This is a genomic window from Candidatus Zixiibacteriota bacterium (genome assembly GCA_014728145.1).
In the GTDB taxonomy this organism is placed as follows: Bacteria; Zixibacteria; MSB-5A5; order JAABVY01; family JAABVY01; genus WJMC01.
The window spans coordinates 1-13,011 of the sequence record WJMC01000141.1 but is presented as its reverse complement, the minus strand read 5'-3'; the positions used below and the strand labels follow the sequence as shown (position 1 = coordinate 13,011).

The window sequence follows — 13,011 nt, the reverse complement described above, 5'->3', positions numbered from 1 at the left end:
GTCCCCCCTCCACCACTCCCATCTTTTTTTATCCAAAATCATCTAAAAAATTCTGTTCACATAAGATGTTGTTGACTGAACGTCGGGAACTGAGCTAATTGTCTGAATGCGATTCGAAAGCCATGATGATTTGCTTAAGATCTACTCACCGCCACCCCTGCGCGGATCCGAGCGGGCAGTGACTTTAACTGAAATGCTCGGTTTCGATCCGGGTAGCAAAGTTGTTATAGTCAATGCTGATGACATGGGAATCTGTCATGGGACCAACAGCGCAGTTGCAAATCTGCTTGAAACCGGACGCCTCGATTCAGTCTCCCTGATTGCCGGAGCCCGGGAATTCGATCACGCGGTCGAGTTACTCAAAAGACTACACAAACCGACCGGAGTTCATTTCAGCCTGACCTCGGAATGGGAAGGGGATATCATTCGCCCTCTTATGCCCATCGATCGGATCCCATCGCTTCTTAATGGCGAGGGGGGGTTATATAATGAAATTACCGACTTGTATGACAGTTTTAAGCTGGCTGAGGTCAAGTCGGAGTGCCTTGCGCAATACGAGAAAATTGCTGAAACCGGACTTGAGATAGATCATCTCGACACCCATATGGGCGCACTTCAGTTGCACACTGATCTTGTTGAATTGTATATGGATATGGCGTATAAGTTAAAGCTTCCTGTGAGGCTTGGTTCCATGGCTCTGGCCGAGCTCATGAATCTTCCGGGAGAGCTACTCAAACGGGCTCTTCAAATGGGGCTTATCTTTACCGACAACCTGGTGTACATTCCGATGTCGCTCACCCCGAGAAAGAATGAGAGGCTGGCGATATACAAGTTTATGCTCGAGAACCTGCCGGCCGGGGTGACCGAGCTTTATTTTCACCCAACTTACGACAGCGATGATTTTCGTGCACTGAATCATCAGTACAGCGAAAGAAAAAACCTTGATTACAATGCTGTCAGGATCTGGGATTACCAGTTTCTGGTTTCGGATGATTTCTCCAGGATTATAGAAGACAACGACATAATCCGTGTCAGTTACAGTGATTTAAAAGCTCTTTTGTGAGGGCGGTTATACCTGTTTCATGCTTACCACTGTCACACCCGATCCACCTTCATCGAAATAGCCGAGCCTGTAATCCTCGATCGCCGGATGAGTTTTGAGGTAATCATGGACCGCTTTACGCAATGCGCCGGTGCCTTTGCCGTGCAGGATATATACTTTTTCCAGGTTTGCCAGGGCGACCGAATCGAGATATTTTTCCAGCGCGCTGACCGCTTCATCGGAGGTCATCCCGCGCAGTGATATCTGCATCGATATATCAGAAAAGGGAGCATAGTTTACCCCGGCTGGAGGTTTGGGAGCTTTTTCTTTTGATTTAAGTTTTTTCAAAAGCCCGTCAGAGGTGTTGACTACCAGATTACCGACCTGAACGCGCCAGATGCCTGTGTTAGCGTTTTTATCGAGTAGCTCGCCCTCGGCCTGAAGGTTTTCGACCAGCACACGGTCACCCGGAGAAAGCGACTGCTCGGGTTTGGCTTTAAAGTCTGTCGTCTTCTCGCGCAGTTCTTCACGTTTTCGGTCGATGTACTCGTGGCTTTTTTTGACGCTCTTTTTGCTGGCCTGGCTTTCTTTTATCTCTTTTATCAAGCGTTCGAGATCAGCGCGTGTTTTTTCGACCAGCACCCGGGCCTCTTTTTCCGCGTTTTTCTTGTGTTCTTTTTCAGATTTTTCTATTTCAGCTTTCTTGTTCTCGTAAAATGTTTTGGCTTCATCAATTGCGGCCTTTTGCTCATTCATGACTTTACGTTCAAATTCCGCCTTTTGGGTTGCCGACTGGAGCTTCGAGATCAGTTCGGCCAGGTTGCGTTCCTGGCTTCCGACCAGTTTGACCGCTTCGGCAACGACTTTTTCCGGCATACCCAGTCGTTTGGCCATTTCGATCGCGTAAGATGATCCCGGCAGTCCGATTTTCAGCCGGTAGGTCGGTTCGAGAGTCTTCTGGTTGAATTCAAGGCTGGCGTTTTGAATCCGCCGGTCCTTTTCAGGCAGTGTTTTGAGGGCCGAATAATGGGTCGTTACAACAGCCTTGCCCCGGCATCTGAGGATCTCGTTTAAGATCGCTTCACCCAAAGCTGAGCCCTCGACCGGGTCGGTTCCGGCCCCGAGCTCATCGATCAAAATCAGACTGCTCTGACGGCATTCTTTTATGGCTGATATTATGCGCGAGATATGCGCTGAAAAAGTGGACAGTGAAAGCTCGATCGACTGCTCATCTCCGATATCCGCAAAAACATGGTCGAAGATTCCAACTTTGCAGTTTTCTCCGGCGGGTATCAACAGGCCCGACTGCGCCATAAGTGCCAAAAGCCCGGCAGTTTTCAGCGCGACTGTCTTACCGCCCATATTGGGACCGGTAATCACAAGACAGTTAAAGTCCACTCCCAGGCTGAGGTCGAGCGGGACCACTTTGTGCTTGTCCTCATGGGCCATAATCAGCAGGGGATGACGAGCCTGATTCAGCTCTAACAACGCTTTATGGGCCAGTTCCGGTTTGTTGCAGTCGAGTTGCACGGCCAGCCGTGCTTTGGCATGCAGGAAATCTATTCTCCCGATAATCTGGTAATTAGCTTTGAGTTCGTCTGATCGTTCGCGGATCGAATCACCGATATCGATCAAAATCCTCTCGATTTCAGCCTCTTCCTCGAGGTACAGCCCGCGCAACTGGTTGTTCATCTCCACCGTCTGCATCGGCTCTACAAAGAAAGTAGCCCCGGATTTAGAACGGCCGTGGACCACACCCGATTTGGAAGTGAAATCTGATGATGAGACCGGAATGACATAACGGCCGTCGCGGATTGTAACCAGATCATCCTGGCGGTCGCCCGATGACCGCCGGTTTGACAACATCGATTCAAGGCGGTCGAGGATGCGGTTGCGGACGACCTGCTTGTCGATCCTGATCTTGCGCAGTTTGGAGGAGGCGGAGTCCTTGATTTCACCATCACGGTCGATCGCTTTTTCGACTTTCTGACAGATCTCGGGGGCGGAAGCGATTTCTTTAATGTAACTTGTTATCAGTGTATACTTTTCGGACTTGTTCCTGAAGTAGCGCTTGATCCGATCGCAGACATTTATAAAGTGCGCTATCTTACGATATTCGGAAGGATCGAGGTATGTGTTGTCGATTTTCAGGCGGTATAGGTAATCATCGACCGGATCGACTGTCTCCAGCGGAAATGGTTCCTCGAATCGCAGGATTTCGGTCATCTGGGCGGTCTCATCCAGCTCAGCACTGATCTTATCATGATCTGTCAGCGGATACAGCGCTTCCGAAAATGCCAGCCCGGGAGGAGAGTAGCATTTTTGGGACAGGCTCTCACGGATTCGGGAAAATTCCAGTTTGTCGAGTGTCTGCTTATCCATATTCTATCTATCGCCAAATTCTAATGATGATGAAGATACATGTTAGCCGGAAATTTGCAAATTGTAATTTTTGTGAAAGTTTTACAATTAATTTCTGGAACCGATAAAGAGGGTGTGTGTATACCATTATGAAAAGACAAGATACCTAAGTTACGTGACCAATCCATTAGGCTCTGACCTTGAAAGCCTGCTCGCCAATAGCAGGCTTTTCTTTTTACTTCAAGCAATATTCGACAAATTTAGTAAAATTTAGTAATTCGGTCAGAAAATGATTGTGTAAATCGCACCAGGCGGTATTTTTTCCTCTGTGCCAAGTGTATAATTGTTTTAACAAGGAGCTGAAATGTCTATGGAAAAAATGCCCGACGGAATGATCTGTCACCTGGAGATTCATGCGCCCGATCTGGAGAAAAGCGCCAAGTTCTACACCGAGATATTTAACTGGAAAGTTGATGTTGGTGTGATGCCCGACTATGCTCTCTGGCAGGATACTCATGGTGGAGCGGGAGGTTTTTCAACAGCCGGCGAGCCGAACACCACCCAGAACTACTTCTATTTGAAGGTGGAGGATATGGAAGCGATGCTGGCGAAGCTGAGAGATGCCGGAACTGAAATCCTCAGTGACAAGACCCAGATATCACCCGAACATGGATATATAGCATTATTTAAAGACCCGGGAGGAAATATTATCGGACTCTGGTCGCAGAATTAACTAAAAGAGGCGGGATGATCCACCCCGCCTTTTTTACTCCGGGAATCTTATTTCTTTTTCGAGTACACCATGTGGCCGGTCTGGACAAAGTTTTTACCGTCCATAGACATTTCATAACTCCACTCGAAGCGGTCGTCGGTCATATTATAGAATGAAACCCTGGCCCAGTACTTCTGGCCGTTCCATAAACCGGTACCATCCAAAACCATCTTATCATCGTGCATATCGCCTTCCATCAGCATAATCTGGGCACCCATATTATCGACCCAGCTTGTCTGCCACATGCCGGTTTCACGGTTGAAGCAGGTCATACCGAGTCCTGCAAACGGCATCCCCATCATCTGCGACTCGAAATGCTGGATGACGGTTGCTCCGTCGAGGGCATATTCAAAAGTGCTGGTGCCCTCCTCGGTCATCCATTCGTCGGAAGTCGGATCCATTTTCCATTTCTGCACAACATCCCAGTCGCCGATCAGCATCCGGCATTCCTTCATCTCCGGCGGAGCACCCATGGCACCCGCCTGTTGCTGCACATCTTGCTGGTGATTGTCGGCGATAGCCATCGCGCCAAACACGCAGAACACCATCGAAAAAGCAAACAATAATTCGAGATACTTCATCTTTCCTCCGGATAGATAGTATGATTTTAACAACGATAATATGCAAACACGATCTTTATAGTCTGGTATTAACGAAAACCACAACAAAAAAGTTTCCGGTAAAGATATTTTTTACCGGAAACTGTAAATCATTACTCTGTTAGTTTTATGTCAGGAATCAGCCGGGAATTCGACTTCGGCGAACCATTTTGGTTCGATATTCGGAAAGATGTTGTCCTGCGATTCCAGGTCGCCTAAAAACGTCCAGTCTTCTTTGTCGACATCTAGGCCTTCGGCGTAGGCTTCAGCCATATTTGCCAGGCGCCTGAAGTGGGCGTGATGTTCAGCCAGCCTCATTTCGGCGTAATCACGTGCGGCCCAGGTCGATATCAAAAACTGCCAGTCGGAGGCGCACAGAAGCATCAATTCACGCGCCGCCTGCTTGAGGATATTGTGAAGTTTATCGTCGTCTGAATCACCATATTTGCGTGCCAGCTCACTCATCTTGAGCTCATCGGGATAAATATGTTTCCAGGTCCAGTCAGTCCATTCGTTCAGCCATATATAATGATAACCTCCCTGGCCCCAGCTTCCCTCGGGAATCGAGATTACATCGGTCGGTTTGGCCTGGTCCAGGTATTCACTACAGGTTGCCAGCTCGATATTCTCATCCTGCTGAACATACTGAACCACCAGTTTCAGGAAGTTGACACCCTCGAACCACCAGTGGCCGAACAGTTCGCAGTCAAACGGCGCACACAGGAAACCGGGTTTGACGGAATTGCCGTAGTGCTGGGTCAGGATTTCCTTAATAAGTGACTTGAAATGGCCGGCGTTTTCCGGAATGCGCTGGGCGGCTTTTTCCGGACTGTATTCTTTCTTGTCGGCCAGGTCGGATTTGGGAGAAGTTACTCTCCAGTAGCGATGGCCTCCGGGGAACCGCTTTTTATGGAAATCGAGGTAATTGCCGTCGCCGGGATAACCATGTTCGCCCGACCAGACCTGCAGGCCGGTATCAGGGTCGCGCGTGAAGACCGCCACCGGCTTTTTATTGCTGTCCCCGGAGGAGACCAGGTAGATCTCGTGCGGGGAGCGTTCGGTGCTTTCTTTTCTGGGTTTGTAACCTTTTTCGAACTGGCCCCAGAGTCTCTGGAGCGCATCGAAGCGATCGATATAGACACCGATTGCCTTCCCGCCTTTGAGCAGAGCGCTGTCAATAACGAAATATTCGATCCCGTTTTCAGACAGGAATTCCTCCACACCTTTACGCAGATAGGGACTGCTACCGAGAGCGTCGGTTTCAACCGGGGGACCCCATTCATAGCGTGGACGGTAAGCGCATTCGGGGAGCCAGATCCCGCGCGGTTTACATCCGAAGAAATTCTCATAGGACTGCACCGCCTGTTTGACCTGGGCCTGGACCGTCGTGTCCTGCGACAAAAGCGGCATATAACCATGAGTTGCACCGCAGGTCATAATTTCGATATGGCCGTCGTCCTGGAGTTTTTTGAACGCTTCGGGCAGGTTATGGCGATAGTTTTTTTCGAAGTGAATTTTGGTACGGGTATAGAAATTTTGCCACATTTCGGCCAGCTGAAGCATATGCGTGTCGCCATGGCGGTCGAAGACTTCACGGTCCGTATTGGCGGCCTGGATTTTGTTTTCAAGGTAACCACAAAATTCATTTTTGAATGATTTATGCCCCAGTTGCTCGCAGAGAACAGGTGAAATCCCGATCGTCAATTTAGGCGAAATGCCCTCGTCGACAAGTTCATGGATCATATCCAGAATCGGAATATAGGTTTCGGCACAGGCCTCATTGAGCCAGTCGGTACCATGCGGCCAGCGCCCATGCGAAAGCACGTACGGTAGATGGGAATGCAGAACAAATGTGAATGCGCCAATTTTGCCCTCTGCCATATTAAATTTCCTTTCCGTATATATGCACGAGATAAGATCACTTATATTCGCTACAAGAAATTATTATCATTCGGCTTTGTCAGGTGACTGGAAGCCGATGGTTTTATCCTGCTGGCCAAAGAGTTTTATTTCACCGAACTGGTTTTCATATTTGGAAACCGCGTTCTCGAGGTTTTTCAAAAGTCCCTTAGCTGTTGTAGGGTTGATTATAATCCGGGCATGAATCCTTGCTTTGGTATGGCCCGGGGAGAAGCGCGCGAAGTCAACAATAAATTCCGCAGGGGAAAAATTTATAAATTGCAGGTTGGAATAGACCTCGTCAGGAAGCTTATCCCCCATCTCGACTTGAATCTTTTGCGGCCTGCCCTGAGGCTGTTGCATTGATTTCCTCCTTGAAGTTTTGAGGTAAAAGTATTACAATTTAAGTCAAAGTCAACCTCAAAAAAGGTATAAAGAGATGGACATAGACGAATTACGCGTAGAACAGCTGTTTGCTGACTTCGGCCGCAGTAAGATAGTGATTATTGGCGACCTGATGCTGGATCGCTACCTGATCGGTGATGTGCAGAGGATTTCGCCCGAAGCGCCGGTCCCTGTTGTGGAAATCCGCGATGAAACATTGCGTCTGGGCGGCGCGGCCAATGTCGCGTTGAATATCAAGAGGCTGGGGGATGAGCCGGTTTTGCTGGGTGTTTACGGACATGATTCTGAATCGAACATGTTCAACTCGCTTTTGGAGAGCAGGGGTATCGACTTTTCTAACATCGTAGTTGATGATAATCGACCTACAACGGTCAAAACACGGATAATCGCCTCAAATCAACAGGTTGTACGGGCTGATGATGAACTGGTCGGACCGGTTTCCGAGCAGGTTGAAAAGAAGCTTATAGATAATTTCAAGGCCTGCCTGGCGGATATTAGCAGTGTTATAATATCCGATTACGGTAAGGGAGTTATCACCCCCGGATTGCTGGAGGAAATCATCAGGCTCTGTCGCAAAAAAGATATTTTCGTGGCGGTCGATCCCAAGGACGTCAACTTCAGGTCATACCGTGATGTTTCAGTGATTACGCCAAACCACCATGAAGCCGGGTTTGCCTACGGCAGAAAAATCCGCACCGACGATGATCTGCAGGAGGTCGGCCGGGGGCTATTGGATGAACTCAATGCCCAATCGATATTGATCACACGCGGTGCCGAAGGTATGGCTTTGTTCGAAAAGGAGGGCCAGGTGACTTATCTCAATACTGTCGCACGCAGGGTTTTCGATGTTACCGGAGCCGGCGACACTGTTATCGCCGCATTTACCTCGGCGGTCGCGTCCGGGGCGAGTCTGCCGGAGGCGGCGTTTATTTCGAACCAGGCGGCCGGTATGGTGGTGGAGGAGCTGGGAACAGCTCAGGTCAGCAGGTTTGAGTTGTTTAGCCAGATCAAGCGCTACCTGAAAGGGGAGGCCAGCGGGAAAATTGTCAGCCTGGAAAGACTGCTGGCATTGAAACCTCAATGGAAAGACAAAAAAGTTGTTTTCACAAACGGAGTTTTTGATCTCCTGCATTACGGTCATATAAAGCTTCTGACCGATTGTAAAAAGCTGGGCGACATATTGATAGTCGGTTTGAATTCTGACCGCTCGGTCCACCGGATCAAGGGACCGGAAAGACCGATTATACCGTATACCGACCGAAGCAGGGTGCTGGCCGCTTTAGAGGCGGTCGATTACGTGATCCCTTTTGACGATGAAACTCCGCTGGAATTGATTAAAAATATCAAACCGGACATCCTCGCCAAGGGTGCGGATTACGCCATATCGGAAATAGTCGGAGCGGAACAGGTCAAAAATAACGGGGGAAAGGTCGTACGGGTGAAACTTCAGCCGGGATTGTCTACCACCGAGATAATAAATCGGATCGTGGCCAATTCCGAGAGCTAAAGTTTTACTTGACACTAAACTAACGTAAACTTAACTTTGACCCGGAAAGGCAGGTCGTGGCGAAGCTTACATTTATCAGGGGACGAGTTGAGGATATAGCTGAATGCGAACGGTTACTGCCGGAAGCTTTTGCCCGGTTAGCTGATGTACACCTGTCGAGAGATGAGTGCCAGAAGGCTTTAGATGTATTAAAGGAACATCTTAACGATTTTGACGGTTACCCAACCCTGTATTGGATGCTGGGTAAAGTCTATTATACGCTCGATAAAAAGGAGAAGGCCTTAGATTACCTGCTTCGGACTCTGCAGATTCTCCCGGAACATCCCGCCGCGCTTGAGCTGGTTGGCAGGATTTATATGGAAACCGGGGAACATGCACTGGCAAGGTCGTATTTAAAACAGGTAAGTCAACTTGATCCGCTGGGTCAGGTTGATTTCAGGGAAATTTCTAAAATCGAGCTGAAACCTGAGCCCAAAGCGAGGCCTAAAAGTACGAAATCCGATGATACTGCTTTAAAAGGAGAGTTTGCGACTCTGACAATGGTCAAGCTGTTTATTCGCCAGGGACATAAAAACCAGGCTAAAAGGATGTGCAAACAGATTTTACAACGGCAACCCGATAACAAGCGGATTGAGGAATTGCTGGAATCACTGGAGAATTAGATCATGGTACAGAATTTGAAAAAACTACAGAAACTTGTTAAGCGGGACAATCTTGATTGCCTGCTGGTTACACGGATTACAGATATCAGGTACCTGACTGGTTTTTCCGGATCGTCGGCAAAGGTTCTGGTATTTCCGACTCAATCTTATTTCTTTACAGATTTCCGTTACAAAGATCAATCTGCCCAACAGGTCAAAGGGGCCAAAATAGAGATCGGTCAGCGAGACCCGGTAATGGATTTTCCGGAATTCAAACCGCTTCAAAAGAAAAATATCAAGATCGGCTTCCAGTCGGGTGACCTGACTTTCGGTATGCTGGAACAGCTCCGCCAGCTGTTGCCTCATACGGTTTTTATTCCCGCGGAAGATCTGGTCGGTGAATTATCGATCACCAAGACACAAAGCGAAATCAATGATATCAAAGAGGCAGTCAAGATTTCCGACGCCGCCTTCGAGAGGATTCTAAATATAATCGAGCCGGGTGTTCGTGAAAATGAAATTGCCGCCGAACTGGAATACCAGATGAAGATGCTGGGTTCTTCCAATCCCGCTTTCGATACAATCGTCGCTTCCGGCTATCGTTCTGCCATGCCTCATGGAGTAGCTTCCGACAAGAAGGTCGAGAAAGGTGATTTCATCACCATGGATTTCGGGGCGATTTACAATGGTTATCATTCCGACATGACCCGTACTATCGTTCTGGGCAAGGCAACTTCGAAACAGAAAAAGGTGTATAATCTCGTGCTCAAGGCGCAGAAGGCTGGATGCCGTTATGCCAAAGCCGGGATTATGGCCAAAGACCTGGACGAAAAAGTACGTAAGATGATCGACAAGGCCGGCTATGGTAAGTATTTCGGTCATGGCCTCGGTCATGGCCTCGGGGTGGTGGTTCACGACAAACCCGCGGTTTCAAACCGTTCCGAAACGGAACTGAAATCGAATATGGTCATTACGATCGAGCCGGGAGTGTATATTCCTGACTGGGGAGGAGTCCGGATCGAGGATGATGTCGTTATCAAGAAGAACAAGAGCCTGATTTTGAACAAGGCTGAAAAAGAACTTATCGAACTGTAATAAATGGGTGGTTGCTATGTTTGAGTCACAGATAAGAAAACTGGTCAAGTTGGTTGAAGAATCCGATATCGCTCAACTCGAGGTAACCCGCTGGGGACGAAAGGTTAAGATAATTAAGCGTTTCGCGTCGGGCTCGAACGGCCATGGCAAGAATCGAGGCGCGACCGAGATCAATGTCCCGGCTGTTTCTCAGCGTATGGAACCGGCACCGGTTTCAGCACCATCCGAAGTTTCCTCACCTCCTCCCGCGGCGGTTCCGCAACAAAAAGAACCCGCACCGGTTGCAGAGAAAACCGAATCTGCCGATGATAATTATGTACCGGTAAAATCTCCGATGGTCGGCACGTTCTACATCTCGCCGGAGCCGAGCGCTCCGCCGTATGTGGAAGTGGGTGGCAATGTCCAGAAGGGCACAGTCGTCTGTATTGTCGAGGCTATGAAGCTGATGAACGAGATCGAATCGGAGGTATCGGGCAAAGTTGTCAAGCGGCTGGTCGAAAATGGTCAGCCGGTGGAATTCGGGCAGACCCTGTTTCTGGTCGATCCCACCTGATCTAAATAACTATCGCTTACATCCCGGGGAGGTTTGTGTATGAATCTGCGCCAGATGCTGGTGGAGATGCTTTCCAAGGGCGCCTCCGATTTGCATATCCGTGTGGGAATCAGGCCCACTTTGCGTGTCGATGGTGTATTGACACCGATCAATACTGCGCCGATGTCCAAGGATGATCTAAATGAGGTCATCAACCAGATATTAACCCCAGAACAGCAGAAGCGATTTCTGGCCAGAAACGAGATGGATCTGGCGTTGTCGGTAGCCAAGCTGGGACGGTTCAGGATCAACCTCTTTCGCCAGCGTGGCACGATCGGTATCGCCCTGCGCGCGGTCAACACTACTGTACCGACTTTTGAGGAATTGTATCTTCCGCCGATTATCAAGAAGATCGCCGAGAATCGCCGCGGATTGGTGATCGTTACCGGGACCACCGGTTCGGGTAAATCGACTACACTGGCCTCGATGATTGAGCATATCAACGGCAACCGCAAGGACAATATCCTGACGATCGAGGACCCGATTGAATATATTTACCGGGATAAGGAAAGTATCGTCTCGCAACGTGAAGTCGGCGGAGACACGCCTTCGTTTACTTCGGCTCTGCGCCACGCTTTCCGCCAGGATCCGGATACGATCCTGATCGGTGAGATTCGTGATGCCGATACGATGTCGACTGCTTTATCGGCGGCCGATACCGGGCACTTTGTGCTGACCACTCTGCATACCATGAATGTGATCGAGACTGTCTCGCGAATTATTTCGTTTTTCCCGCCCCATCAGCACCAGCAGATCCGCCTGCTTCTGGCGGGAACCCTGAAATCGATCATCTGCCAGAGACTGTTGTCACGGGCTGACCGTCCGGGACGAGTTCCGGCGGTGGAGGTGATGGTTTCGACGGGGTCGATCCGGGAATGTCTGATCAAGCCGGATCGGACGATGGAGATCCAGGATTTGATCGAGTCGGGCGGTGTACAATATGGTATGCAGTCGTTTGACCAGTCGATTATGAAGCTCTATCGCAACGGGGTTATTTCCTATGAGGAGGCGATGACCCAGGCGACTAATCCTGATGATTTCGATTTGAGATTGAAGGGAATCACGGCCGCTTCGGACCGGGGCTGGAACGACTGGGAACCCAGCCAGACGGAATAAATCGCATACATATCCGCATAGATTTGATAAAAATGCAAACCGCTCGAAAGGGCGGTTTTTTATAATCCCACCTGTTGGGTAGACAAAGTATTTAATTGATATTTAGATAAACATCATAGCTTAACAGTGTTTGTGAAAGAGTATATTTGAGTGTTTACTGAAGAAATTGAAGGCGGGATTTATGGGATTTAGTCCCGATGAGTCGCTTTGATCCCAGAAATAGCGTATTCTCGTGTTTCCGCTGGAATCTATGAAGTCCTCATGCAGCCAATCCAGACCGCCATCGATTATTCCAACTATAACACTGTCGCCACTCACTTTCAAATTCGTCTGTACATTTGAATAAACACAATTGATATCGTCTGTGCTGTAATTTAGTTCCAAGTCTGGTATAGGTTGAGATTTGATTCTTTGTACTCCCTTAACTTGACATAAAAGTGGTAACATCTTAAGTTTAATAGATGTCGATATAGTAGTCTCCGAGATCCAGTCTAATCTTATTCCGAGCCTTTCTAAGTCTTCCTGTTTTCCTGTAAATCCAATAAGAATTGGTGTTTCAGCATTTTCATCTCGACCGTAGATGTTGAATTTATCCAGATCAATCGGCATATCGCTGATTTCCATGGAGTCATTGGGTATGTTGATGATATTTGGATTGGAGGATTTCTTGGCTTACAGTTTAACTCATCATGAGGATGAAGATAAAGTAGGCGATCTAGTCAGCTTTAGAAACGATATAAATATAACGCAAAAGGCTCTTACCTGAATTTTTGACATTGTGTTCGGAATGGGGAGGATTGTAGGCCACCTGGCCGATTCTGACCGCGCGCTCACCATCGCTCTCGGTTACGACCACGCCCGAGCCTTCCAGTACCACAATCAGCTCTTCGTAGTCCTCGGTGTTGTGGATGCCGACTTCTTCGCCAGGTTTTAAAGTCACGAATCCGGAGATCATCCGGGCGGCATTGGATTTATTCAGTAT

The 13,011-nt window shown here is 48.6% G+C and carries 13 protein-coding genes; 7 read left to right on the top strand and 6 right to left on the bottom strand.

The features are described 5' to 3' along the window. Nucleotides 1-106 precede the first annotated feature (106 nt). Complete coding sequence (locus tag GF404_08230) at nucleotides 107-1,063, top strand: ChbG/HpnK family deacetylase (protein MBD3382170.1); 957 nt, start codon at nucleotides 107-109, stop codon at nucleotides 1,061-1,063. Between the two features lie 6 nt (nucleotides 1,064-1,069). Here GF404_08230 and GF404_08225 read toward each other — a convergent pair whose 3' ends face one another. Next, nucleotides 1,070-3,424 carry an endonuclease MutS2 gene (locus GF404_08225; GenBank protein ID MBD3382169.1) on the bottom strand — a complete coding sequence of 785 codons (2,355 nt, stop codon included), beginning with the start codon at nucleotides 3,422-3,424 and terminating at the stop codon, nucleotides 1,070-1,072. Nucleotides 3,425-3,767: 343 nt separating this feature from the next. Here GF404_08225 and GF404_08220 point away from each other — a divergent pair, with 343 nt between their 5' ends. Continuing rightward, nucleotides 3,768-4,136 carry a VOC family protein gene (locus GF404_08220; GenBank protein ID MBD3382168.1) on the top strand — a complete coding sequence of 123 codons (369 nt, stop codon included), beginning with the start codon at nucleotides 3,768-3,770 and terminating at the stop codon, nucleotides 4,134-4,136. Between the two features lie 47 nt (nucleotides 4,137-4,183). Here GF404_08220 and GF404_08215 read toward each other — a convergent pair whose 3' ends face one another. From GF404_08215 to GF404_08205, 3 genes are all read right to left on the bottom strand, one after another. Next, nucleotides 4,184-4,756: a DUF1579 domain-containing protein gene (locus tag GF404_08215; protein ID MBD3382167.1), complete on the bottom strand. Its 573-nt coding sequence runs from the start codon at nucleotides 4,754-4,756 to the stop codon at nucleotides 4,184-4,186. 150 nt (nucleotides 4,757-4,906) lie between these two features. Beyond that, nucleotides 4,907-6,655, bottom strand: a complete 1,749-nt coding sequence (locus GF404_08210) for a DUF1957 domain-containing protein (protein ID MBD3382166.1) — start codon at nucleotides 6,653-6,655, stop codon at nucleotides 4,907-4,909. A 66-nt stretch (nucleotides 6,656-6,721) separates the two neighbouring features. Then, complete coding sequence (locus GF404_08205) at nucleotides 6,722-7,036, bottom strand: DUF3467 domain-containing protein (protein MBD3382165.1); 315 nt, start codon at nucleotides 7,034-7,036, stop codon at nucleotides 6,722-6,724. A 76-nt stretch (nucleotides 7,037-7,112) separates the two neighbouring features. Here GF404_08205 and rfaE1 point away from each other — a divergent pair, with 76 nt between their 5' ends. Genes rfaE1 through GF404_08180 form a run of 5 tightly spaced genes read left to right on the top strand, consistent with a single transcriptional unit; the run spans nucleotide 7,113 to nucleotide 12,029 of the window. After that, a complete protein-coding gene (gene rfaE1, locus GF404_08200; GenBank protein ID MBD3382164.1) occupies nucleotides 7,113-8,585 on the top strand; it encodes a D-glycero-beta-D-manno-heptose-7-phosphate kinase in 1,473 nt (490 codons plus the stop codon). 56 nt (nucleotides 8,586-8,641) lie between these two features. After that, the gene (locus tag GF404_08195; GenBank protein ID MBD3382163.1) at nucleotides 8,642-9,247 is read left to right on the top strand and encodes a hypothetical protein; all 606 of its coding nucleotides are present in this window, start codon (nucleotides 8,642-8,644) and stop codon (nucleotides 9,245-9,247) included. A gap of 3 nt (nucleotides 9,248-9,250) precedes the next feature. After that, on the top strand, nucleotides 9,251-10,321 hold the full coding sequence (locus GF404_08190; GenBank protein ID MBD3382162.1) for a M24 family metallopeptidase: 1,071 nt from the start codon (nucleotides 9,251-9,253) through the stop codon (nucleotides 10,319-10,321). Nucleotides 10,322-10,337: 16 nt separating this feature from the next. Then, the gene (gene accB, locus GF404_08185; protein MBD3382161.1) at nucleotides 10,338-10,874 is read left to right on the top strand and encodes an acetyl-CoA carboxylase biotin carboxyl carrier protein; all 537 of its coding nucleotides are present in this window, start codon (nucleotides 10,338-10,340) and stop codon (nucleotides 10,872-10,874) included. 39 nt (nucleotides 10,875-10,913) lie between these two features. Beyond that, on the top strand, nucleotides 10,914-12,029 hold the full coding sequence (locus GF404_08180; protein ID MBD3382160.1) for a PilT/PilU family type 4a pilus ATPase: 1,116 nt from the start codon (nucleotides 10,914-10,916) through the stop codon (nucleotides 12,027-12,029). 120 nt (nucleotides 12,030-12,149) lie between these two features. On the opposite strand, the gene GF404_08175 is transcribed toward GF404_08180, so the two are convergent. After that, nucleotides 12,150-12,638, bottom strand: a complete 489-nt coding sequence (locus GF404_08175) for a hypothetical protein (GenBank protein MBD3382159.1) — start codon at nucleotides 12,636-12,638, stop codon at nucleotides 12,150-12,152. Nucleotides 12,639-12,744: 106 nt separating this feature from the next. Further along, nucleotides 12,745-13,011 carry a cupin domain-containing protein gene (locus GF404_08170; GenBank protein MBD3382158.1) on the bottom strand — a complete coding sequence of 89 codons (267 nt, stop codon included), beginning with the start codon at nucleotides 13,009-13,011 and terminating at the stop codon, nucleotides 12,745-12,747.